At 67.5% G+C, this 24,747-nt stretch carries 15 protein-coding genes and 1 pseudogene; 14 read left to right on the top strand and 2 right to left on the bottom strand.

All coding sequences use genetic code 11. The features are described 5' to 3' along the window. The 9 genes from bacA (at position 1) to PI990_RS25445 (ending at position 14,909) form a co-directional block, all read left to right on the top strand. Entirely contained in the window at positions 1-621 is a 621-nt protein-coding gene (gene bacA, locus PI990_RS25485; RefSeq protein WP_271658859.1) for a biofilm formation regulator BacA, read from the top strand. Between the two features lie 14 nt (positions 622-635). Next, positions 636-1,331, top strand: coding sequence for a PspA/IM30 family protein (locus PI990_RS25480; protein WP_043240230.1), 696 nt, complete (start codon positions 636-638; stop codon positions 1,329-1,331). Between the two features lie 61 nt (positions 1,332-1,392). Further along, entirely contained in the window at positions 1,393-2,022 is a 630-nt protein-coding gene (locus PI990_RS25475; protein ID WP_043240232.1) for an OB-fold-containig protein, read from the top strand. Positions 2,023-2,059: 37 nt separating this feature from the next. Further along, entirely contained in the window at positions 2,060-4,135 is a 2,076-nt protein-coding gene (locus PI990_RS25470; RefSeq protein ID WP_442969301.1) for a hypothetical protein, read from the top strand. 76 nt (positions 4,136-4,211) lie between these two features. Then, the gene (locus PI990_RS25465) at positions 4,212-4,451 is read left to right on the top strand and encodes a hypothetical protein (RefSeq protein WP_021217061.1); all 240 of its coding nucleotides are present in this window, start codon (positions 4,212-4,214) and stop codon (positions 4,449-4,451) included. 83 nt (positions 4,452-4,534) lie between these two features. Next, on the top strand, positions 4,535-9,787 hold the full coding sequence (locus PI990_RS25460) for a DNA repair ATPase (protein WP_271658858.1): 5,253 nt from the start codon (positions 4,535-4,537) through the stop codon (positions 9,785-9,787). A 49-nt stretch (positions 9,788-9,836) separates the two neighbouring features. After that, on the top strand, positions 9,837-10,526 hold the full coding sequence (locus tag PI990_RS25455; protein ID WP_021217059.1) for a phospholipase D-like domain-containing protein: 690 nt from the start codon (positions 9,837-9,839) through the stop codon (positions 10,524-10,526). Positions 10,527-10,823: 297 nt separating this feature from the next. Further along, positions 10,824-13,553: an AAA domain-containing protein gene (locus PI990_RS25450; protein WP_271658857.1), complete on the top strand. Its 2,730-nt coding sequence runs from the start codon at positions 10,824-10,826 to the stop codon at positions 13,551-13,553. 180 nt (positions 13,554-13,733) lie between these two features. Further along, positions 13,734-14,909 (top strand): GGDEF domain-containing protein, encoded by a 1,176-nt coding sequence (locus PI990_RS25445; RefSeq protein ID WP_271658856.1) that lies wholly within the window; start codon positions 13,734-13,736, stop codon positions 14,907-14,909. A gap of 540 nt (positions 14,910-15,449) precedes the next feature. Here the strand turns inward: PI990_RS25445 and PI990_RS25440 are convergent. Next, positions 15,450-17,132: a hypothetical protein gene (locus PI990_RS25440; protein WP_271658855.1), complete on the bottom strand. Its 1,683-nt coding sequence runs from the start codon at positions 17,130-17,132 to the stop codon at positions 15,450-15,452. A gap of 189 nt (positions 17,133-17,321) precedes the next feature. Between PI990_RS25440 and PI990_RS25435 the strand changes: the two genes are divergently transcribed. Together PI990_RS25435 and recJ are read left to right on the top strand one after the other, a co-directional pair. Then, a complete protein-coding gene (locus tag PI990_RS25435; RefSeq protein WP_021217192.1) occupies positions 17,322-17,861 on the top strand; it encodes a YaeQ family protein in 540 nt (179 codons plus the stop codon). 88 nt (positions 17,862-17,949) lie between these two features. After that, positions 17,950-19,665 (top strand): single-stranded-DNA-specific exonuclease RecJ, encoded by a 1,716-nt coding sequence (gene recJ, locus PI990_RS25430; protein WP_021217191.1) that lies wholly within the window; start codon positions 17,950-17,952, stop codon positions 19,663-19,665. Between the two features lie 400 nt (positions 19,666-20,065). Here the strand turns inward: recJ and PI990_RS25425 are convergent, their stop codons facing one another. Further along, the gene (locus PI990_RS25425) at positions 20,066-20,860 is read right to left on the bottom strand and encodes an SDR family NAD(P)-dependent oxidoreductase (protein ID WP_271658854.1); all 795 of its coding nucleotides are present in this window, start codon (positions 20,858-20,860) and stop codon (positions 20,066-20,068) included. Between the two features lie 329 nt (positions 20,861-21,189). Between PI990_RS25425 and PI990_RS25420 the strand changes: the two genes are divergently transcribed. The 3 genes and pseudogenes from PI990_RS25420 to PI990_RS31645 all read left to right on the top strand — a co-directional run bounded on the left by PI990_RS25420 (position 21,190) and on the right by PI990_RS31645 (position 24,346). Beyond that, complete coding sequence (locus PI990_RS25420; protein WP_271658853.1) at positions 21,190-22,569, top strand: CSLREA domain-containing protein; 1,380 nt, start codon at positions 21,190-21,192, stop codon at positions 22,567-22,569. Between the two features lie 151 nt (positions 22,570-22,720). After that, positions 22,721-23,443, top strand: a pseudogene (locus PI990_RS31650) (MCP four helix bundle domain-containing protein); the annotation flags it as partial. Between the two features lie 39 nt (positions 23,444-23,482). Further along, positions 23,483-24,346, top strand: coding sequence for a methyl-accepting chemotaxis protein (locus tag PI990_RS31645; RefSeq protein WP_374981941.1), 864 nt, complete (start codon positions 23,483-23,485; stop codon positions 24,344-24,346). Positions 24,347-24,747 lie beyond the last annotated feature (401 nt).

Here is a 24,747-nt window from a genome sequence, read left to right as displayed (position 1 = left end):
ATGCAAAACAAGTCATCCGCCCATTACCAACGTTTGTTCCGCCAGCGCCTGCGTGATCAGGGGCTGGTGAAAAAGGAAGTCTGGATACTGCCGGAGAACGCCCAGGCGCTTCTGGCGGTTGAACGCAAGCTGCGCCAGCCCCAGCCAGGGCCGGTCAATCTGGAAAAGGAGGGGGTCATGGAAATGCCTCAGATCTGGAATGCGCGTGCGCTCTGCGAGGCCTTGGCCGCGACCGAGCTCTTCACCCGTGGCGATGCCGGCATCGAGCTGATCGAAGGCGCCGAACCGAGCTTGCACGTCACCATGCATGAATACGGCGACCTGCCGCTGTTCGTCGCCCTGCACGGTGAGCAGATCATCGTCGAGGCGCTGCTCTGGCCGCAGAGCGAAGTCACCGACCTGGTGGCCTTCAACGAAGAAGTGCTGCTCAGCCGCCAGCTGTTCCCGCTTTCCAGCATCGGCCTGGAGACGCTGCCCGGCGGTGAGCGTTGCTACACCATGTTCGGTGCCCTGAGCGCCACCTCGATCCTGTCCAACGTGGTCTACGAGATCGAAACCCTCGCCAGCAACGTGATTCGGGCCACCGAAGCCTACGAAGCCTATCTGAAGGCTCAGGCCTGACCTGGAGGATGCACATGAACGTTTGGAGCAAGCTGCTGGCCGCCCTGCGTGGCGGTGTCAACGAAGCCGGTGAGGCCATTGTCGACAGCCAGGCCCTGCGTATCCTCGACCAGGAGATTCGCGATGCCGACCTGGAGCTGCGCAAGTCCAAGGAAGCCCTGGCCGAGATCATGGCGCGGCAGAAACTGGCCGAGGACCGTGCCGGCAAATGCGCCGCCAAGGTAGGCGAGTACGAAGCCTACGCGCTGAAGGCCCTGGAAGCGGGCAACGAAGCCCTGGCCAAGGAAGTGGCGGAGAAGATCGCCAACCTGGAGAACGAACTGCTTGTGGAGCGCGAGCAGGTCGCCGGTTTCGCCGCCAACGTTGCCCAGTTGCGCAAGGCGGTGACCCAGGCCGAAGGCAACATCAAGCATCTGAAACAACAGGTGGATACCGTCAAGGCCACCGAGAGCGTGCAGAAGGCGCAGATGGCCGTGGCCCAGCGCTACAGCGGCTCGCAGACCAAGTTGCACACTGCCGTCGAATCGCTGGAGCGCATCAAGCGCCAGCAGGCCGAGCGCGCGGCGAAACTGGAGGCGGCAGCCGAACTGGCCGCCACCAGCAGCCCGGACGATGACCTCGATGCCAAGCTGCGTGCAGCCGGCATCGTCGCCGACGGCACCAGCGCCGACAGCGTGCTGGCCCGCCTGAAGGACAAGGGCAAGTCCTGATTCACCGTTGAACGGGCGGAGCTGCTCGGCTCCGTCCAGCCTTTTCAGGGATAGGAAAGCGATGGACATCTTCCTGCAGACCGCACTGTCGTTCCCCACCGTGCTATTCAGCTTCCTGCTGTGCCTGGCCATCATCTACTGGGCGATCGTCGCGCTCGGGCTGGTGGAGGTCGACCTGCTGGACGTCGAGGCCGACTCGCTGCTCGCCGGCGATGGCGTCGCTGCCCTGCTGTCGAAGCTCAAGCTCAACGGCGTACCGGTCACCCTGGTGCTCAGCCTGCTGTTCGCCGGCTCCTGGTTCCTCAGTTATTTCGCCGAACTCCTGGTCCTCAGCCACCTGCCCCTGGGCCTCCTGCGCTACCCGCTGGGCCTGGTGGTGGCCGTCGTTGCGCTGGGCCTGTCGCTGCCCGTGGCGGCGCTCATCTGCAGCCCGCTGCGGCCGCTGTTCCACAAGGCGGAGGCCGTCACCAGCAAGAGCGTGCTCGGCCAGACCGCGGTGATCCGCAGCGGCCGCGTCACCCTGGAGCATGGCGAAGCCGTGCTCGAAGACGGTGGCGCCGGGCTGATCCTCAAGGTCCGCGCCGAGGAGGCCAAGGGCTTCAAGCGTGGCGACCGCGTCGTATTACTGGAATACCTGGAGGCGCAGCACGCCTATCGGGTCATCACCGAGGACGAATTCCGGGGCATCTGACCCGGTGCGCCTCAGCATCAAAGGAGAGTGATTGCAAATGAACAACATCGAGTGGGTGATGCCCTTCCTGACCGTGCTCGGACTCGTCGTCCTGTTCGTGGTCGGCATCCTGGCCCTGTTCAAGGCCTTCTACATCAAGGTTCCCCAGGGCACCGCGCTGATCGTCAACGACATGTCCTCCACGCCCAAGGTGCACTTCACCGGCGCCCTGGTGTACCCGGTCATCCACCTCAAGGAGTTCATGCGCATCTCGCTGATCACCCTGGAAGTGGACCGCCGCGCCAAGGACGGGCTGATCTGCCGCGACAACATGCGCGCCGACATCACCGTGGCCTTCTACCTGCGCGTCAATGAAACCCAGGAAGACGTGCTCAAGGTGGCCAAGGCCATCGGCGTCGAGCGTGCTTCCGACCGCGCCGCGGTGAACGAGCTGTTCAACGCCAAGTTCTCCGAGGCGCTGAAGACCGTCGGCAAGCAGTTCGACTTCGTCCAGCTGTTCGAGAACCGCCAGGACTTCCGCGACCGCATCATCGAAGTGATCGGCAACGACCTGAACGGCTATGTGCTCGAAGACGTCGCCATCGACTACCTGGAGCAGACCGCGAAGAACTCCCTCGACCCGAGCAACATCCTCGACGCCGAAGGCATCCGCAAGATCACCGAGCTGACCGCCGCGCAGAACGTCATCACCAACGAACTGGAGCGCAACGAAGAGCTGGCGATCCAGAAGAAGAACGTCGAGACCCGCGAAGCCGCCCTGGCCCTGGAACGCCAGCAGGCCGACGCCGAGGCCCGGCAGAAGCGCGAGATCGAGACCATCCGCGCCCGCGAGGAAGCCGAGACCGCCAAGGTCAAGGAAGAGGAACGCCTCAAGGCCGAGCAGGCCCGCATCCAGGCGCAGCAGGAAATCGACGTGCGCGTCGAGAACCACCAGCGCGAAGTGGAAGTGGCCCAGCAGAACCGCCAGCGCGCCGTGGTCATCGAGGTGGAGAAGGTCACCCGGGCCAAGGACCTGGAAGTGGTCGCCCGCGAGCGCGAGGTCGAGCTGCAGCGCATCGAGAAGGAAAAGGCGCTGGAAGAACAGCGCAAGAACATCGCCAACGTGATCCGCGACCGCGTCGCCGTCGAGAAGACCGTGGCCCAGGAAGAAGAGCGCATCAAGGAAGTGCGTGAGATCTCCGAGGCCGAGCGCGCCAAGCAGGTCATCGTGCTCCAGGCGCAAGCCGAAGCCGAGCAGGAGCTGGTGCGCCAGGTCAAGCAGGCCGAAGCCGACGAAACCCGCTCCAAGCACAAGGCCGTGGAAATCAACAACCTGGCCCAGGCCGAGCTGGAAGCCGCGGCCAAGCAGGCCGAAGCCAAGAAACGCCTGGCCGAAGGCATCGAGGCCGAGCGCGCCGCCCCCGGCCTGGCCGATGCGCGGGTGCTGGAAGTCACCGCCGCCGCCAAGGAGAAGGAAGGCCTCGCCGAAGCCCGCGTACGCGCCGAGCAACTGATTGCCGAGGCCCGCGGCGAGCAGGAGAAAGGCCTGGCCGATGCCCGCGTGCTGGAAGCCGCCGCGGCTGCCAAGGAGAAAGACGGCCTGGCCGAAGCCAAGGTTCTGGAAGAGAAGCTGGGTGCCCAGGCACGTGGCGAGGAACAGCTCGGCGCCGCCAAGGCCAAGGCCACCAAGGACCTGGGTTCGGCGGAAGCGGAAATCCTGCTGCAGCGCCTCAACGCCGAAGCCGAAGGCCTGGGCAAGAAGTTCGGTGCCCTGGATGCCCTCAGCGACAGCGCTCGCCAGCACGAGGAATTCCGCATGCAGCTGGAGAAGAGCTTCGAGGAGGCCATGGCCGCCATCGCCGCCAACAAGGACATCGCCAAGGACCAGGCCGAGGTGCTCGCCACCGCGCTGGGCAAGGCGAAGATCGAGATCGTCGGCGGCGAAGGCGACTTCTTCAACTCCTTCGCCAAGTCGCTCTCCGTGGGCAAGGCCATCGAAGGTGTGGTGGGCAAGAGCCCGGTGGTGCAGGACGTGCTCGCCCGCCTGCTCAACGGCAAGTCGGCGCCTGCCGCTGCCGCTGCCGTCGCCGCACCGGCCAAGGCTGAGCCCCAGGACCCGGTCGCCGGCGCCTGACGAAGGCCTGCCTCAAACCGCCAGGCACCCGGTGCACCCGGGTGCCTGAACCCCACGAATGAACAGGGAACATGTCATGTCCGAACCCAGGGATTATCTGGAACTGTCCTTCCGCTCGATCCACTGCTTCGCCAACGACGGCCGGCTGGACGTGCACGAGCTGGGCTCGCTGCTGGCCATCGCCGAGCGTGACGGCGTGATCGATGAGAACGAAATCCGCGTGCTGAAGAAGATCATCGCGCATATCAAGCCCGAGGAGCTCGACCCGGCGATGCGCGAGAAGGTCGCCGAAGTCGCCCGGAAGATCGGCGCCTAACCGCTCCACGCCCCACACCCCCAGCCCCCACCGCCGCGTGGGGGCGCCTCGCTTGCAGACAGCGCAGATTCAGGAAGACCACGATGTCGGATGCCCAAGCCGCAACCCCCGCTCAGGATGTACTGGACAAGGCCGTCGCCGAAGGCGGCGCCTACGAGGTGCTGCACAAGCGCCTGCTGGACCAGGGGCAACGCCTGCGGCAGACCACCGAGTCCCTCAACCAGAAGCGCCTGGAAGAGTTCGGCAACAGCCGCATGGAAGTGGTCGGCCGGGTGCGCATCCGCACCGAGAACAACTGCATCGCCCGCGACATCGTCCAGGTCGGCGACTGCCTGCTGTTCGGCTACAACGTCTTCATCGGCCTGAAGAAGGAGACCCACGTCGCCGACGTGTTCTCCCTCTACCGCCTGGTGGAGGAGGGCGAGGGCTACGAAGCCGAGCCGGTGCCGCTGGAGGGTTCGTTCCTCGCGGCCCAGGGCTTCGTCAACGACTTCAACGAGCTCTACACCTATTACAAGAACACCCGCCTGCTGCAGCTGGCCATCCGCGACGGCAAGTTGCTGGCGAGCTTCCAGATCGGCGAGCGCATCACCGACATCCGCGTGTTCCGCTGGTCCATTTCCGCCGACGGCCGCGATGTGCGCTACATCGACAACCGTGGCGAGCGCGACATCGCCCTGCCGGCGCCCTTCGACTTCGAATGGAAGAAGGCCACCCGCGACATGGTGGTACAGGGGCGCTTCCCGCACCTGAACATCCTCGACACGGTGTTCGTCGAAACCATCGGCGGTGACCTCACCATCAAGGTCGAGAACAACACCGAGGACGGCCTCGGCATCTACCGCGAGGAGGTGCTCGACAAGACGCAGTCCCTCGACGATGCCCAGGTGGAGTTCGCCCGCCTCGGCAGCCTGATCCTGCTCAAGGTGCTGCCCTATCGTGAGGAGCAGTGGCGCTACCTGGTGTTCAACAGCCTCACCCGCAAGGTCGAGCGCATCGACGCCATCGGCCTGGCCTGCGTCCAGCTGCCGGAAGACCACGGCATCATCTTCCCCGGCGGTTACTACCTGCAGAACGGCGAGTACAAGACCTTCGAGCAATCCATGGACGGCATGCGCTTCAAGCGTGCCGTGCGCTCGCCCAACGGCGAGGACGTGCAGTACATCTTCTACCACCCCGAACAGGGGCGGGCGGTGCTGCTCACCTACAACATGATCAACCGCCAGCTGCAGAACCCGCTGTTCGGCCACGGCTACGCGCGCCTGGAAGACGGGCGCATGGTGATCTTCGCCGCCGAGGGCGACGAGCCCACCCGTATCCACCCGATGCAGGTCTGGCAGACCCCCTTCTTCACCGAGGAATACGCCGCCCGCCAGCCGGCCCGCAGTGGCTTCCTCGGGCGCATCGGCAACGCCGAACTGGTGCGTGGCGTCTCCGACCTCTACGACCTCAGCCGCGAGATCGAAACCCCCGCGGTCTCGGTGCAGCGCTACTCCCAGCTGTGCCAGAACACCCGCCGCCTGTTCGACGTCTACCACTGGCTCGGCAGCGACCAGTTGGAAGGCCTGGCGCCGCTGCTGCGCGAAGTGGCCGCCACCGCCGAGCTGGTGCTCGACGAATACGAGAAGGTCGAGAGCATCCGCCGCCAGTCCGACCAGGCCATGGTCGGCGCCGAAGAGAAACAGAAAGCCCTGCTCGACGGCCTGCTGCCGGACAGCTGGGACCAGGTGCAGAGCTTCGTCGATGCCCTCAACGGCATCACCGCCCAGCGCGGCCTGCTGCTGACCATCCGCGACTACCGCTACATAGACGTGGCGCGCATCGACGCCATGGAAGCCGAGCTGCTCAAGGCCCAGGAACGCACTGCCGCCGCCACCGCCGGCTTCCTTGCCAGCGAGCAGGCGCTGCAGCCCTTCGTCGCCCGCCTGGAGGCCCTCGACGCCGAGGCGCAGACGGCCGAGACCGTGGCCCAGCTGGCCGAGCCCCTGGCCGCGCTGCAGGCCATGGCCGCCGACCTCGACATGCTCTCCAGCCTGATGGCCTCGTTGCAGATCGACGACGCCACCCAGCGCACCCGCATCATCGAATCCATCTCCGAGATCTACGCCCGCCTCAACCAGGCCAAGGCCCGCGCCGAGCAGCGGCGCAAGGGGCTGGGTTCCACCGAGACCGTGGCCCAGTTCGGTGCCCAGTTCAAACTCTTCAGCCAGGGCATCACCAACGCCCTGGGCCAGGCCCAGGACCCGGAGCGCTGCGACGAACAGCTGTCGCGCCTGCTGGTGCAGCTGGAGGAACTGGAGAGCCGCTTCGGCGACCACGAACAGTTCCTCGGCGACATCCTCGCCAAGCGCGAAGAGCTGCTGGAAACCTTCGAGGCGCACAAGCAATCCCTGCTCGACGAGCGCCAGCGCAAGGCCCAGGGCCTGCTCGACGCGGCCCGGCGCATCCTCGAAAGCCTCGGCCGGCGAACGGCGAAATTCACCCAGGCCGAAGAGCTCAACGCCTTCTTCGCCGCCGACCCGCTGATCCTCAAGCTGCGCGAACTGGCCGAGCGCCTGCGCGAGCTCAAGGACAGCGTCAAGGCCGATGACGTCGAGGCCCGCCTCAAGGGCGCCCGCGACCAGGCGGTGCGTGCCCTGCGCGACAAGACCGAGCTGTTCGAAGAGGGCGGCAACGTCATCAAGCTCGGCCCGCGCCACCGCTTCAGCGTCAACACCCAGGAGCTGGACCTGACCCTGATGCCCCGGGGCGACGAGCTGCACCTGCACCTCACCGGCACCGACTTCCTCGAACCCCTGCGCGACCCCGAGCTGGATGCCCTCAAGGCCTTCTGGCAGGTGGCGCTGGAGTCCGAATCCGCGCAGCTGTACCGCGCCGAATACCTCGCCGGGCAGGTGCTCGACGCCGCCGACGCCGGGCAGGAAAACCTCAGCCTGGACGGCCTCAAGCAACTGCTGGGGCAGCCCGACGAACTGGCGCGGGTGATCCGCGACTTCGCCGCGCCGCGCTACAAGGAAGGCTACGAGAAGGGCATCCACGACCACGACGCCGCCGCCATCCTGGCCCAGCTGCTGCCGCTGCGCGAAAGCGCCGGGCTGCTGCGCCATGCCGCCCCGGCGCGGGCCTTCGCCAGCCTGTTCTGGGACATCCGCCGCAGCGACGAAGCCGCCGCCCAATGGCCGGAGCGGGCCCGTACCAGCCGGCACATCCAGCAGCTGTTCGGCCGCCGCGAGGGCCTGCTGCAGTTGCAGGCGGAAATCCTCGCCGCGATGCAGGCCTTCCTCGTCGAGCAGCCCTTGGGGCTGGGCGCCGCCGCCCCGGCGGAAGCCGCCGAGTACCTGGTGCAGGAACTGGCCGCCGAACGCATTGAATTCACCTTCAGCAAATACGCCCGCCAGCTGCAGGAGGCGCTCAAGCTGCGCCTGCAGGGCGCGCGCATGTGGGACGACTACCAGCAGGCCCTGTCACGCCTGGCCGAGCGCCCGGCGGCGCAATGGGCGCTGGCGAGCAACTGGCTGCAGGGGCTGTGCTCGGAGGGCGAGCATGCCGCCCTGGCCGACTACATCCCCGAGGCGGTGGCCCTGTCGCTGCTGGCCGAGGACTTCCCGCGGCGCATCACCGAGGTCGACCTGCGCTTCACCGTCGGCAACCTCATGGGCGAGCACCCGCGCATCGCCGAGCGCAGCCTGCAACTGGCGGTGGATGACTTCTTCGCCCGCCTGCGCGGCCACCGCGAGGATTTCCTGCCCGGGCTGCAGCGCTACCAGGCGCTGCGTCAGGTCATCATCGGCCGCGAGCGCGATGCCCTGCGCCTGGCCGAATTCAAGCCGCGCCCGCTCAGCTCCTTCGTGCGCAACAAGCTGATCAACGACGTCTACCTGGGCGTGATCGGCGACAACCTGGCCAAGCAGATGGGCACCGTGGGCGAGAACAAGCGCACCGACCTGATGGGCCTGCTGATGCTCATCTCGCCCCCCGGCTACGGCAAGACCACGCTGATGGAATACGTGGCGCACCGCCTCGGGCTGATCTTCATGAAGATCAACGGCCCGGCCCTGGGCCACGAAGTGCGCTCCCTGGACCCGGCCCAGGCGCCGGACGCCACCTCGCGCCAGGAGCTGGAGAAGCTCAACCTGGCCCTGGAGATGGGCAACAACGTGATGCTCTATGTCGACGACATCCAGCACACCCACCCGGAATTCCTGCAGAAATTCATCTCGCTGTGCGACGGCACCAGGCGCATCGAAGGCGTGTGGAAGGGCCGTACCAAGACCTACGACATGCGTGGCAAGAAGTTCTGCGTGGTGATGTCGGGCAACCCGTACACCGAGTCCGGCGACGTGTTCAAGATCCCCGACATGCTCGCCAACCGTGCCGATATCTATAACCTCGGCGACACCCTGGGCGGCATGCAGGAAGCCTTCTCCCTCAGCTACATCGAGAACGGCCTGACCTCCAACCCGGTGCTGGCGCCCCTGGCCACCCGCGACATGGCCGATGTCTATCGCTTCGTCGCCAAGGCCGAGGGCAAGCCCTTCTCCAGCAACGAGCTGAGCCACAGCTACAGCGGCGCCGAGATCAACGAGATCACCACCACCCTGCAACGCCTGATGCAGGTGCGCGACGTGGTGCTCAAGGTCAACCAGCAGTACATCGCCAGCGCCGCCCAGGCCGACCAGTACCGCACCGAGCCACCGTTCAAGCTCCAGGGCTCCTACCGCAACATGAACAAGATGGCGGAGAAGATCTCCGCCGTGATGAACGACGCCGAGCTGCTGCAACTGCTGGCCGACCACTACCAGGGCGAGTCGCAGCTGCTCACCACCGGCGCCGAGGAGAACCTGCTCAAGCTCGCCGAGCTGCGCGGCAACCAGAGCCCGGAACAGCTCGAGCGCTGGGCGCAGATCAAGCGCGACTTCCAGCGCAATAAGTCCATGGGCGGCAGCGACACCGACGTTGGCGGCCGCGTCGTGGCCCAGCTCAACGACCTGGTGGAAAGCGTGCGCGGCCTCGCCCGTCAGCCTGACGTGGAAGAGGCCCCGGCGGATGCCCAGGTGCCTTGGCAGGAACTGCTCGCCGGGCTGGAGAAGCTGGTGCAGAAACCGGCCAACCTCGAGGTCGAGGTGGTCGCCCCGGCCCAGCAGGGCGTGCGCGAGGTGCTGGTCAGCCTGGCCGAGAGCCTGGAGAACAGCTTCCTGCCGCTGATCAAGGTGATGGACAAGAAGATCGACATCGACCTGCGCACCCACCACCGCATCAACGACATCTCCAACCGCCTCAACCAGCTGGGCGAGATGATGGGCGCCGGCAAGGCACCGGGTGGCGAATCGTCCTGACCCGCTGGGCTGGCCAGCCCGGCGAACAACCCGAAGAGAGGGAGGCTCCATGGATTTCGACGGACTCGATCAGCAGCTGCGTGACAGCCTGCTGGACCTGAAGCTGAGCAACGAGGAGCGCGACGAACTGCGCCAACTGGGCACCGAGCTGGGCCCGGACCAGGTGCGCTACCTGCGCAACCGCGCCTTCGACCTGGTGCGCGAGTTGGCCCTGGCCGACGCCGCCAACACCCTGCCGGCGCTGAAGTGGCTGGAGCAGGTGATCAAGACCCTGGACGTCAGCGCCGCGCCGGTGCGCAACATCGCCAGCGCCCACTTCAGCCCAGGCGAAGAATGCCGGCGCAAGATCCGCGAGCTGCTGCGGCAGGCACGGCAGGGCGTGGACATCTGCGTCTACACCATCTCCGACGACCAGCTCAGCAGCGAAATCCTCGCCTGCCACCAGCGCGGCATTGCGGTGCGGGTGATCAGCGACAACGAGAAGCTCTTCGACGAAGGCAGCGACATCCGCCAGCTGCAGGCCGCCGGCGTGCCCCTGCGCATCGACGACAGCCCCTTCCACATGCACCACAAGTTCGCCCTGTTCGATGGCCGCCTGTTGCTCAACGGCAGCTTCAACTGGACCCGCAGCGCCAGCACCAGCAACGAGGAAAACCTGCTGGTGATCGACAACGCGCACCTGGTCGGCAGCTACCAGGCCGAGTTCGAACAACTGTGGAAACGCTATGCTCCGCGCTGATTGAGCGCGGCACCGCTCTCGTAGGATGGGTAGAGGCACGAAACCCATCAATACGGACTCCCAGGCATCACGGATGTACCAGGCTCGAAACCGCCTGCTTGTACCGGGGCGACCTAGGGGGCAGCGCGTAGGGTGGGCCGGGCGGCGCTCCGCTTCAGCCCACCGCTTTCACCCCGCTGCCTCGACGCTCCCGAACGCCCCAATCCCCAACCCATCGCCAAAACACGCACCAACCGATTCAGCCCAACCCCCTGATTCCGGCACAATGCGCCGCTGGAAACCGCCTCGGGACGCCCCATGCCGTCGATCGCGAAACGCCTGTCCTTCTACCGCGCCTGCTACCAGGCCGATAGCCGCGAACTGCAACTGGACGATGTCAGCACCTTCAAGGCCGAGCGCTGGGGCTGGCTGGACGGGCGCGAGGAACTGGCCAGCGGTGCCATGCCCTTCGCCGCGCTCTCCGCCGAGCTGGGCGAGCACCTGTTGCAACAGCAGAGCCTCTACCAGCGCGAGCTGCAGCTGATCTACGGCGTGCTGCCGGTATGCGGGCGGCGCAGCGATGCCGAGGGCAAGGCGGTGCGCCACTGCGCGCCGCTGGTGTATTTCGAAGCGCGTCTGGAAAGCCTCGGCGAGGGCGCGCCACCGAGCCTGGCCATCGACCTGGCCCAGCCCCAGCTCAACCGCCGCCTGCTGCGCCAACTGCTCAAGACCGATGCCGAGCAGGGGCTGGAAAGCCTGCCGCTGCCCAGCGGCGCGCTGGACGATCACTACCTGGCCGACCTGATGGCCTGGCTGCAACGCTTCACCGTGGTCGGCGAGGTGCTCCCGGCCACCGCCTTCCCCGCCCTGGAAGACGCCGCGCCCCTGAAGAAGGCCATGGCTGCCCAGCGCCTGTCGCTGCGTTCGGCGGCACTGGTGGCACTGGCCGAGCGCGGTGCCGGCAGCCGCGGCATCCTCCATGAACTGCAACTGCTACAGGCAGCGGAGCGTCATTCGCCGGCCCTGCGGCAGTTGCTGGGTGAAGACGCGGGGGCTGAGGCGGGCGGTGAAGTGGGCGCGACCCTCGGCAGCCCCAGCCGTCCGGAAGCCCTGCCGGCATCCCTCAGCCTGGCCCAGCGCCAGGCCCTGGCCAACGCCACCCGCTACCCCCTGAGCTTCGTCGCTGGGCCACCCGGCACCGGCAAGAGCTACACCCTGGCTGCCCTGGCCCTGGACCGCCACCTGCAGGGCGAGAGCGTACTGCTGGTCAGCCGCAGCCAGCAGGCGGTCACGGTGATCGCCGACAAGCTGCGTGATGACCTCGGCCTGCGCGACGGCGTGTTGCAGGTGGAGGAGCAATCCCTGCTGCGCACCCTGCGTGCGCGCCTCGACCAACTGCTGCAGGGCGAACTGCCGCCGCTGGAGGAGGGCGCCGTGGCCCGCCAGCAGCGGGCACTGAAAGACCTGCTGGACGAGGAGGCCGCGCTGTCCCGGGCCTTCGACAAACGCAGCCGCCAGGCCCTGCGCTGGAGCGGTCTGCTGGTGCGCGCCGAGCGCGGCACCCTGGCCTTCTGGCAGCGCTGGCTGCAGGTGCCCTGGGTCGAGCGACGGGTACGCGGCAGCGTGCGCCACTGGCAGATACTCGACGACCTGCGCGACTGCCAGCGCCGCCGCGAGGCCCACAGCCGGCAGTACATCGACAGCCTGCGGGTGGAGCGCCTGCAACGCCTGCTGGACAGCGACCGGCAGACCTTCTTGCGCTACAACCAGGCGATCCGCGCGCGCAGCTCGCAGCGCCAGCAATCGCTGTTCGACGAACTCGACCCGGCGCGCCTGCTCGCCGCCTTCCCCATCTGGGTGGTGAGCCTGGACGACCTGCACAAGGTGCTGCCGCTGCGCGAGGGGCTGTTCGACGTACTGGTGATCGACGAAGCCACCCAGTGCGACATCGCCAGCGCACTGCCGGCCCTGCAGCGTTGCAAGCGCGCGGTGGTGGCCGGTGACAGCCGCCAGCTGCGCCATGTGTCCTTCCTCTCCCGCGCCCAGGAGCGCCAGCTGCTGCAGCGTGCCGAACTGCCGGAGAGCGACCAGCAGGCCTGGAGCTACCGCGACAACAGCCTGCTCGACCTGGTGGGCGAGCGCCTGGCCAGCCAGCGTGCGCTGACCTTTCTCGACGAACACTTCCGTGGCCGCCCGGCGCTGATCCGCTTCAGCAACGAGGCCTTTTACAACGGCCGTATCCGGGTGATGAAGGAGCGCCCCGAGCAGGTCGCCGCCGAAAGCCTCAGCCTGCATCGGCTGGAAGGCCAGCGCGTGCCGGCCGGGCACAACCCGGTGGAGGCGGAGCGCGCCCTGGCGCTGCTCGAAGAGCATGTGGGCCGCTACCGTGACAGCCAGATCAAGCCCAGTGTCGGCCTGCTCTCGCCCTTCCGCGACCAGGTGGAACACCTGCGCCGCCTGCTCGCCGAGCGCCTGCCGGGCGAGTTGCTGGCGCAGTTCCGCGTGCGCGTGGCCACGCCCTACGGCTTCCAGGGCGAGGAGCGCGACCTGATGATCCTCAGCTTCGCCCTCGACGCTGCCGGCGCCCAGGCCGCCCACTACCTCAACCGCGAAGACATGTTCAACGTCGCCATCACCCGCGCCCGCGAGCACCAGATGTTGCTGTTCAGCGGCGATGAACGGCAGCTCGCCCCCGGTCACCTGCTGCGGCGCTACCTGGAGCGCCTGGAACAGGGCCAGGGCCATGACCACGGCGGCCAGGCGGTGGATGCCTTCCAGCAGCAGGTGGCGGAGGCGCTGCAAGGGCAGGGCGTGCGCGTCTGGTCCGGCTACCCGGTGGCCGGGCATTGCCTGGACCTGTTCTGCCAGCGCGGCGAGCGGGTGCTGGCCATCGACCTGATCGGCTACCCCGGCGCCAGCGAAGACGTCTTCGACCTGGAGCGCTACCAGGTCCTGGCACGCGCCGGCCTGGAGATGATTCCGCTCAGCTATGCGGTGTGGAAGCTGCAGCCCCAGGTGGCCCTGGAGGCATTGCTGATGCGGCTGTGAATGGCGGCTGGCCATTGGCCGACGGCAGGCCGTGGCGGGCGCACACGGTTACGCGTAAAGTGCGACGCGAGTCACATTTTCATTCGCTGCCCTTTCCGGTATCACCATGCGCGCCCTCGCTCGTCACTCCAGCCCGCCGACCCTCTCCGGGGCGGCGATCGTTCGCCATGGAGTGGCGTCATGGCACTGAACATCCCCACCCTGGTGCTGGTGGACGTCTACATCCTCGTGCTGCTCGGCCTGCTGGCCGGCCGCGCCTGGCGCCGGGGCAGCCCGGAACCCACCCTCGGCTACCTGAGCCTGATGCTCCTGCTTGGCGCCCTGGCCACGGTGCTGGGCAGCCTGCGCGGGATGAACATCGACCTGGTGCCCATCCTGCTCGGCAATATCGTGCTGCAGTTCAGCTGCGCCATGAACTGGACCGCCATGCGCGTGTTCGCTGGGCGCCGCGCGTACCTGCCGGGAATACTCGCCGGGCCGCTGCTGTGGGCCGGGCTGTGCGCCGTGCCGGCCTTCTACGAATCGCTACCGCTGCGGGTCTTCGCCAGCACGGCGATGACCCTGTCCTACACCCTGCTCGCCGCGTTCGAGCTGTGGCGCGCCCGGCGTGAGCTGCAGGTGTCGGTCAAACCGGCGCTGGCGCTGCACCTGATCCATTTCGTCACCTACGGCGTGCGTCTGGTGATCGACCGCGGCGTGCCCTTCCAGGCGGCGGTGGACGGACAGAGCACCGGCTTCTTCGCGGTGATGGTGTTCGAGACGCTGCTCTACGGCATCGGCATGGCCTTCGTCACCCTGGCCATGGTCAAGGAGCGCGCCGAGCTGCAGTACAAGCACGCCGCCTTCAGCGACCCGCTCACCGGCATCGGCAACCGCCGCGCCTTCATGACCTCCGGCGAGACGCTGCTCAAGGGCTGCGCGGCGCGCAAGGAATCGGTGGCGCTGCTGCTCTGCGACCTGGATAACTTCAAGCGCCTCAACGACACCTTCGGCCACTCGGCCGGGGACGAAGTGCTGATGGCCTTCTGCGCGGTGACCACCGCGCGCATGCGCAAGCACGACGTGTTCGGGCGCATCGGTGGCGAGGAATTCGCCTGCCTGCTGAGCGATGCCGACGCCGCCACCGCCACCCTGGTGGCCGAGCGCATCCGCCGCGAGTTCGCCGAAAGCGACCTGCTCGGACCGGGCCGCCTCAGCGTCAGCATCGGCATCGCCACTTCCTCCCAGGCCGGGCACGAGCTGTACCGCCTGCTGTCCCTGGCGGACAAGGCGCTCTACGAGGCCAAGAACCAGGGCCGCAACCGGGTGGAGCACTATCACGCCGCCATTCCCACCCGCCCCGCCCGGGGCAGTTGAAAAACGACCTGCGTGGCCATCGCGGCGTTAAAAACGGGCTCAAGACGCATGCGTCGGGTTGCACCCGACCTACAGGGCCAATTCGTAGGATGGGTAGAGCGGAGCGAAACCCATCAATGCGCAGTCCCAGGCATTACCGCGTGCCAAGCTCGACTCCGCCTGGTGGAGGTAAAGAGCGACCTCCACCCTACGCAACGGTCATGTCCTTGGGCGACTTCAGACTTGTAGGATGGGCAGAACTCCGCGAAACCCATCAATGCGGGGTCCAGGCATTGCCGCAGTGCCGGGCTCGACTCCGCTGGGTGGAGGTAAAAAGCGACCTCCACCCTACACAGCGGTCATGTCCCTGGGCGACTTCAGACTCGTAGGATGGGTAGAGCTCCGCGAAACCCATCAATGCGGGGTCCAGGCATTGCCGCAGTGCCGGGCTCGACTCCGCCTGGTGGAGGTAAAAAGCGACCTCCACCCTACACAGCGGTCATGTCCCAGCTTTGTGTAGGGGCGACTTCAGTCGCCAAGCGGCGCGCAGCGCCGCCGTTCTTAGGTGCCCAGGGCGCCGTTGGCGAGGGCATCGAGCAACTCCCTTTGCAACTCGTCGGCCCGCTGCGGCGCTTCCGGGCGCAGGCGTTCGATGGCCTGGCGCAGGCGGGCGAGGGGATTCTCGGGGGCCATGAGGTTGCGCAGGTCGAGCAGGGCGATGGCTTGCGGGTAGCGCCCCTGGTCGATGTGCTGGCGCAGCAGCGTGGCGTCGAGGCCACGGCTGTCACCGTCCAGTTCCAGCAGGCGATCGCGCAGGGCGGTGGCTCGCTCCATCTGGTCGAGGGCGATGGCGGCTTCGGCCAGGGTTTCCAGGTACCAGGTGCGTTCGTCCGGGTCGTCGATTTCCTGCGCTTCCCAGAGCGCCACGGCCTTTTCCAGGGTCTCCAGGGCGGCATCCTGCAAGTCCAGCTGGTGCTGCAGGCGGGCCAGGTGGCAGGCCTGGTCCAACTGTTCATCCCAGTCCAGTTGCTGGCGCAGGGCGTCGAATTCCTCCAGGTCGGCGGTCATCCTTGCCGGGTCGCGGGCTTCCTCGCCCTGCAGCCGGCTGCGCAGTGCCAGCAGGCGCAGGCGTATCCAATCGGTCTCGTTATCCACCGCCTCCATGGCCTCCAGCCCCTGGTGCAGCAATGCTGCGCTCCAGGCCGGCTGGGCCTCGGTGCAGCGGCCGGCCAGTTCCAGGCGCAGCCAGGTGGCGTCGCTGCCGTCGAGGCCGCTGGCGCGCAGCAGGGCGTCGGCACGGGCGGTATCGGCATGGCCGGCGTGCCAGGCCATGAGGTCGGCCAGCAGCTCCAGGTGCATCTGTTCGGGGGCCAGGGCCAGCAGGCGTTCGGCCAGTTGCGGGCGCTCGCTGTCCAGGGCCAGGCGCAGCAGCTCGTGCCAGTCGAGGGCATGCAGCGGCATGTCCGGGCGCGCCAGCAGCTCCAGGGCCTGGGCTTCGCGGTTGCTTGCCAGCAGCAGGGTGATGGCGTCGTTGGCCAGCAGCGCGTCGGGGGCGACGGCCAGCTCGGTGAACAGGTCGAGGCGTTCCTGGGCCAGGCATTCCCGCAGCAGGGCCTGGAAGTCGGCGGGCGCGTCCTGCACCGGCACGCTGAGCATGGCGCGGGCGCGCTCCAGGCTGCGGTCGGCGGCTTCGGGGCGCTCCAGCTGGCGCTGCAGGCCGGCCAGCAGCAGGTTCTGGCGGACGGACAGGGCCTGGCCTACCTGGCCTTCCTGGCCGGCGGTGACGCTGTCGAGCAACTGCTGCGCCTGGTCCCGGCGGCCGGCGGCGGCCATCAGCGGGATGCTCAGCAGGGGGGCTTCGGGCAGGGGGCTGGCGCTGGCTTCCAGCAGGTCGAGGGCGGCGAGGGCGCCCGTCTGTTCCAGCTGGTTCTCCAGCATCGCCTCCAGGGCGGACTGGCGATAGCCGGCCGTGAGTTCGGCCAGGGCGCCCAGCGCCAGGTCGCGGTCGCCGGCGAGCAATAGCGCCGGGGCCACCTGGTGCATGGCCAACTGGCGTGCCTCGCCGTCCAGGCGCTGCGCCAACTGGTGGCCCAGGTGCGGTTCGAGCAGGGTGAGCAAGGCCACCCGGTTGATCTGTGCGGCGCCCTCGGCGCTGACGCGGGGGGCGTGGGTGCGTCGGGCCGAGCGCCACAGCGCGATGGCCAGGAGTGCCACGATGCCAGCCACGATGATGAACGCTTCCATTGGCTTCCTTTCCTGAAGTGCGGACCGGGGCGGCTTATAAAGGGGCCCGGCCCGGGCTGGCAACCCCGAGTCGCGCGGGCTGGGAACCCGAGCGCATTTCCGGGTGCCGAACGGCCGGACGGCGCCCGGGCGCGGTGCCGGGTTTCGGGTTAGACTTGCCGCCTTTTCGCCTAACCAAGAAGCCCGCACATGGCCCTGCAAGCGACGCCCTACAAAGTCGACCTCAATCTCACCGACCTCGATCGCAGCGTCTACGAGAACCTGCGTTTCACCGTCGCCAAGCACCCCTCGGAAACCGAGGAACGCCTGGCCGTGCGCCTGATCGCCTACGCGCTCTGGTACCACGAGCAGCTGGCGTTCGGCCGCGGCCTGTCGGACGTCGACGAGCCGGCGCTGTGGGAGAAGAGCCTCGACGACCGCGTCCTGCACTGGATCGAAGTCGGCCAGCCGGATGCCGAACGCATCACCTGGTGCTCGCGTCGCACCGAACGCTTCAGCCTGGTGGCCTACGGCAACCTGCGCGTATGGCAGACCAAGGTGCTCGACGGTGTGCGCAGCCTGAAGAACATCAATGTGGTGGGGGTCGACCAGGAAGCCCTGGAGAACCTCGCCAAGGACATGCCGCGCGCCATCAACTGGAGCGTGATGATCAGTGACGGCGAGCTGTTCATCACCGACGAGCGTGGCCAGCACGAGATCCCCCTGGAGTGGCTGGCCGGCGAACGCTGACCGCTGTCCCACGCGGCCGCCGGCTCCGTCGCGCGGCCCCCTGTTCCACGGCGGGCCTCCCGCCCCGCAAGCCTGAAGACTGAGCCGCATGCGTATCGATCCCCGCCCGTTGCCCGCCACCCTGCCTGACCTCGGCGACCTGCCGCCCCTGCTGACCCGCCTCTACGCCGCCCGTGGCGTGCAGTCCGCCGCCGAGCTGGACAAGGGCCTGGCGCGGTTGATCCCCTACCAGCAGCTCAAGGGCATCGACGCGGCGGTGGAACTGCTGGTGCAGGCCCTGGAACAGCGCCAGCGCATCCTCTATGTCGGCGACTTCGACGCCGACGGCGCCACCGCCAGCACCGTCGGCGTGCTCGGCCTGCGTATGCTCGGCGCGGCCCATGTCGATTACCTGGTGCCCAACCGTTTCGAATATGGCTACGGCCTGACCCCGGAGATCGTCGCCGTGGCCCTGGAGCGTCGCCCCGACCTGCTGGTGACCGTGGACAACGGCATCTCCAGCGTCGATGGCGTGGCGGCGGCCAAGGCGGCTGGGCTCAAGGTGCTGGTCACCGACCACCACCTGCCGGGCCCGGAACTGCCGGCGGCGGACGCCATCGTCAACCCCAACCAGCCGGGCTGCGAGTTCCCCAGCAAGGCCATGGCCGGCGTCGGCGTGATCTTCTACGTGCTGCTGGCCCTGCGCGCGCGCCTGCGTCAGCTGGACTGGTTCACCCGCACCGGCCGCCCGGACGCCAACCTCGCCGAGCTGCTCGACCTGGTGGCCCTGGGGAGCGTCGCCGACGTGGTGCCGCTGGACGCCAACAACCGCATCCTGGTGCACCAGGGCCTGGCGCGCATCCGCGCCGGCCGTGCCCGCGCCGGGCTCAAGGCGGTGCTGGAAGTCGCCGGTCGCCCGGCGGCGCGCATTACCTCCACCGACCTCGGCTTCATCCTCGGCCCGCGCCTCAACGCCGCCGGCCGCCTGGATGACATGAGCCTGGGTATCGAATGCCTGCTGTGCGAGGACGAGGCCCTGGCCCGCGACATGGCGGTGCAGCTCGACCAGCTCAACCAGGACCGCAAGGCCATCGAGCAGGGCATGCAGCGCGAAGCCCTGGCGCAGCTCAAGGACCTGCCCCTGGAAGACCTGCCCTTCGGCTTGTGCCTGTTCGAGGCGGACTGGCACCAGGGCGTGATCGGCATCCTCGCCTCGCGCATGAAGGAGCGTTACCACCGCCCGACCATCGCCTTCGCCGACGCCGGCGAGGGCCTGCTCAAGGGCTCGGCGCGCTCGGTGCAGGGGTTCCATATCCGTGACGCCCTGGACGCCGTGGCCGCGCGCCACCCGGGGTTGATCAGCAAGTTCGGCGGCCACGCCATGGCCGCCGGCCTGTCCCTGCCTGTGGAAAACTTCGGGGCCTTCGCCGCGGCCTTCGACGCCGAAGTGCGTCGCCAGCTGGACGAGGAGGACCTCACCGGCCGCCTGCTTTCCGACGGCCAGCTGAGCATCCAGGAGTTCCACCTGGAGCTGGCCCGCGCCCTGCGCCAGGCCGGCCCCTGGGGCCAGCATTTCCCCGAGCCGGTGTTCCACGGCATCTTCCAGGTGGTGCAGCAGCGCCTGGTGGGCGAGCGCCACCTCAAGCTGGTGCTGAAGACCGAATGCGGCTCGGTGCAGCTGGACGGCATCGCCTTCAACATCGACCGCGACCAATGGCCCAACCCCACCGTGCGCTGGGCGGAGGTGGCCTACAAGCTGGACGTCAACGAATACCGCGGGCAGGAAAGCGTGCAACTGATGGTGGCGCACATCGCGCCACGCTGATCGTCACCCCCTGCACGGTGATGACGGCTGTGTAGGGTGGATGACGCTTCATCCATCCACCGTGCGGGGTTTCGAGCGGCTGGTTGCTCATGGAGTGGGCGATGTTTCCCGTGTCACGTTCGACGCTGATCGCGCCGGCGGGTACAGGATGGGCAAGGGGGCGTAGGGTGGCGCTTCAGCCCACCGTTTCTCCGACCCCCAGCCATTTCGAAACCCTGCCGAACTCCCGTGTTCCAGGCACAGCCGCGTGCCACGTTCGACTCCGCCTGGTGGAGGTAAAAAGCGACCTCCACCCTACGCAGCGGTCATCTCCGCGCGTCAGCCCGGCAGTCCTGCAGGGGCGACTTCAGTCGCCAAGCGGCGCGCAGCGCCGCAGTTTCCGGGCCTTACCAAGTCGTGCTCACTTGTACCGCGCCGCCGCACTGCTGCGGGACATGTTCGGCCCGAGCTTGGTGCGGGCGCTGACCACGGCGGCCCAGTCGGCGGCGTCGGGCAGCGAGGGGATGGTGACCAGTTCGCCCTGGTCGAAGCCGGCCAGCGCGGCGTCCACCATCTCGCCGGCTTCCATGATCATGTTCGGGTCCAGGTGCGCGGCGTCGATGCCGGAGCGCTCCCAGATCTCGGTGCGGGTGATGCCCGGCAGCACGGCCTGTACCTGCACGCCCTTGGGCGCGATCTCGTGGTTCAGCGTCTGGGTCAGGCTCAGTACATAGGCCTTGGTGGCGCTGTAGGTGGCGTTGAACATCTCGGGGATCAGCGCGACCACCGAGGCGAGGTTGATGATCGCGCCTTCGCCGGCCTCGCCGAAGCGCTTGGCGGCCACCACCGAGAGGTGGGTGAGGGCGGTGACGTTGAGCTCGATCATCGAGTCGATCTGGTCCAGGTCGGCATCGGCCAGTTGGCCGTTCTGCGCCACCCCGGCGTTGTTCACCAGCACCTTGATGGCGGCATCGCTGGCCAGGCGCTGTTCCACCGCGCGCAGGTCAGCGCGCCGGGTCAGGTCGGCCTTGAGGGTTTCCACCTTGACGCCGTATTCGCCGCCGAGGCGTTTGGCCAGTTCGTCGAGGCGTTTCTGGTCGCGGGCCACCAACAGCAGGTCGAGGCCACGGCGGGCCAGGCGTTCGGCGTAGGTGGCGCCGATCCCGGAGGATGCGCCAGTGATCAGTGCGGTGCCCTTGAGGTTGTGCGAGCTCATTGCGGGGTCTCCGGGAAGAGGGGGAATGTTTATATGATGCGTGTAATTCACAATTTATATTATGATTATAATTTTAACTGTCAAGCACAGGATCAGAGTCATTCAAGCGGAGCGACGAAAGGATTCCAGGCCGCTGGCCGCAAGCTGACGGGTGGCATGGCCGGTGGGCTCCGGGCTGATGAACGGCCGTGAACCGCCGCCGCGGTGGCCGGTCAATTGCCCCGTGGTCGCCAGGATGGCAGGACGCGGATGCGGACCATGTCGACGTGGCAGCCGAGCAGGCCGCCGCTGCGTAGCCAATGACCGGCCCCCGCCGAAAGGAACTCGCCATGACCCAGCTCCGCACCCACTCCCGCACCCCGCCGCGCCTGGCCACCTTGCTGATGCTCGCCTCCCTGCTCGCGCTGCCGACCCTGGCCATGGCGCGGGATTTCCAGGTCACCCGCACCGATGACGGCTTCGACGGCCTCTGCGATGCCGACTGCACGCTGCGCGACGCGGTGGAAGCCGCCAACCGCCTGGGTGGCAAGAACCGCATCGTCCTGCCCGCCGGCATCTACGCCCTGACCCTGCCGCCAGCGATGGGGGAGGAGGGCGAGATCCTCGACGAGGACCAGAACCTCAACGGCGACCTCGACGTGCGGGCCGGCAACCTGACCCTGGTCGGTGCCGGCGTGGGTGCCAGCGTCATCGACGGTTCGGGCCTGGACCGCCTGCTGGAGATCGACCTCGGCGTCACCGTCCTGCTCCAGGACCTGACCCTGCGCAACGGCCACACCACCAGCAACGGCGGTGCCATCGAGAACTTCGGCTACCTGGTGGTGCGCCGCGTGGCCTTCCAGGACAACCGCGCCAGCTTCGGCTTCTACGATGGCGACGGCGGCGCGATCTCCAACCGCGGCACCCTGGAAGTCCACAGCTCGGTGTTCGAGCGCAACCGTGCCGACTTCGGCGACTCCGGCCGCGCCCTGGGCGGGGCCATCTTCAACGGCGGCCTGCTCACCGTGCGCGACAGCCTGTTCAGCGAGAACGTCACCAATGGCGACGACGTGGTCGCCCTCGGAGGGGCGCTGTTCAACACCGGCACCGCCGATGTCGCCCGCAGCGCCTTCCTCCATCACCGCGCCGACGGGCCCGGCGTGGTCATCCGCAACGACGGCAACGGCGTGCTCAGGCTGACCAACGTCACCGTCTCCGGGAAGAACGCCAACGGCGAGGGGGATTACGACGCCGTGGTCGCCAACGGCTCCGACTACCCGATGTTCGCCGGTACGCCGAGCCTGCAACTGGTCAACGTCACCATCGCCGACAACCTCACCCTCGGCCTGCTCAACCATGGCCGTCTGTCGGTTCGCAACAGCCTGATCGTCGGCAACGGCAACGAATCCATCGGCGTCGCCAACTGCGCCAATGGCGGTGATACAACGAGCTACCAGGCCAGTGGCCTGCTGCTGGGCACCGATACCGGCAATTGCACCGCCGACATCCAGGTGAACGATGCCGAGGCCTTCACTCGGGTGCTCTACCCGCTGGCGGCCAATGGTTCCAGCCTGCCGACCCACGCCCTGCGCCCGCGCAGCCCAGCGGTGGACACCGGCGTCGGTTCCTGTACCCAGCAGGACCAGCGCGGCTCCATGCGCCCCCGGGATGGCGACGGCGACGGCATGGCGCTGTGCGACCTGGGTGCCTATGAGCGACCCAAGCCCTGAGGCATAGGCGGATTTTTTTGCAAATTGTTTCAAGCCTGAAGCGTCGATTAGAAAAAGCAATTTCAGGATCGGCCCGGTTCGGCTGATAAGACTGGAGCTGCAATCCGAATCGGCAGGGACGCTGGCGAGACCCCAACCCGCAGGTACTGCCATGTCCATACGATCCATCACCATCGCTTCGCGCGCTTCCCTGTGTTTCGCACTGATCACCCTGCTGGTGATCGTCCTCGGTGGTTTCTCATGGCAGCAGATGCATGTGCTGCGGGGTGCCGAGCAGGACATCGAGACCAACTGGCTACCCTCCATCCAGACCGCCAACGACATCCAGACCGGCCTGCTGCACGTCCGCCTGGAGAGCCTAAGGCTGCTGGCCAGCACCACCCCCGACGAACAGCGCAACGCGCTCGACCAGTTGCAGAGCGCGCGCCAGACCCTGACCGAGAAGAGCGAGCAATACCGCCGTAACATGATCACCAGTGCCGAAGAGCAGCGCGTGTTCGATGGCTCGGCGCAGGCCCTGCAGGCCTACATGGCGGGGTTGCAGAAGCTGATCGACCTGCAAGGCCGCGACCCCGCCCAGGCATTGCTCTGGGCCAACGGCGGCCAACGCGACTTGGCGACGACCTACCAGCAGCACGTGACCAAGCTGATCGACCTCAACGCCGCTGGCGTCAAGCGCTCGGGCGTTGCCGCCAGCGATGCCTACGACACCAGCATCAACATCGTCATCGGTTCGGTGCTGCTGGCCCTGGCGATGACCGTGGCCCTGGCCATGACCCTCACCCGCAGCATCGTGCGGCCCCTGGGCGACTCGCTGCGCTTCGCCGAATCCATCGCCAAGGGCGACCTGACCCGCACCGTCGAAGTCAGCGGCCAGGACGAGGCCACGCGCCTCAGCGAAGCCCTGCAGCGCATGCAGGAGAACCTGCGGCAGACCATCCGGCAGATTTCCGATTCCTCCATCCAGCTCGCCTCGGCGGCGGAAGAAATGACCACCGTCACCGAGCAGGGCAGCCTCACCCTGCAGCAGCAGAACTCCGAGATCGAGCAGGCCGCAGCAGCGGTCAACCAGATGACCGCCGCCGTGGAGGAAGTGGCCCGCAACGCCGCCTCGGCCTCTACCTCGGCGCGCCAGTCCAGCGAAGCGGCGAACCTGGGCAACCAGCGCGTGGCCGAAACCCTGGAGGCGATCCGCAGCCTCTCGGTGCAGGTGCAGGAAACCGAAGCCCAGGTGCAGGGCCTGGCCCAGCAGGCGGTGGACATCAGCCAGGTGCTCAACGTCATCCGTGCCATCGCCGAGCAGACCAACCTGCTGGCCCTCAACGCCGCCATCGAAGCGGCGCGGGCCGGCGAGCAGGGCCGTGGCTTCGCCGTGGTGGCCGACGAGGTGCGCGCCCTGGCCCATCGCACCCAGACCTCGACCCTGGAGATCGAGAAGATGATCGCCTCCATCCAGAACGGCACCGGCTCGGCGGTTCAGGCCATGCAGGCGAGCAACAGCCAGGCCCAGGCCACGCGCCTGTCCGCCGACGAGGCCGGGCGCGCCCTGCAGGAAATCACCGAAGCGGTGGGCACCATCGACGAGCGCAACCTGCAGATCGCCACCGCCTCGGAGCAGCAGGCCCACGTCGCCCGCGAGGTGGACCGCAACCTGATGAGCATCCGCGACCTGTCGATCCAGAGCGCCGCCGGCGCCCACCAGACCACGGTCGCCAGCAGCGAAGTGGCGCGCCTGGCGGTGGACCTGAAAGGGCTGGTGGCACGCTTCAGCGTGTAATGCGATTTCCGGGGCGACCGTAGGGGCGAATTCATTGGCTCTGTCTGCGTTAAGTGTTGCTAGAGGATTTGAGTCCAGCTGATTGCCGAGCTCTGGTGATGTTTCTGGTTTCGCCCCCCCGGGCGAGTCCCTTTTCCAGTCGTTGAAAAGGAACCAAAAAACTTGCCCCATCATCCGGCCCGACTGCGTCGGGTTCCCTCACTCCATCGCCGCTCTGGGGCCGGCGCGATGGGCCATCCATGGCCTGGCGCGCCTCTCGCGGCATCCATGCCGCTCGTCCCCCGGCGCAACGACTGCGTTCGGCCTCCTGGAGGGGCGTTGGCGGCTGCCCCACCTTTCTTCGTCCAGCGCATCACCACGTGGTGCGCACGGACTTTCGTAGGATGGGTAGAGCGGAGCGA

The organism is Pseudomonas sp. TUM22785, assembly GCF_028198105.1.
GTDB classification, from domain to species: domain Bacteria; phylum Pseudomonadota; class Gammaproteobacteria; order Pseudomonadales; family Pseudomonadaceae; genus Metapseudomonas; species Metapseudomonas solani.
This window is presented reverse-complemented; position numbering and strand designations above follow the sequence as displayed.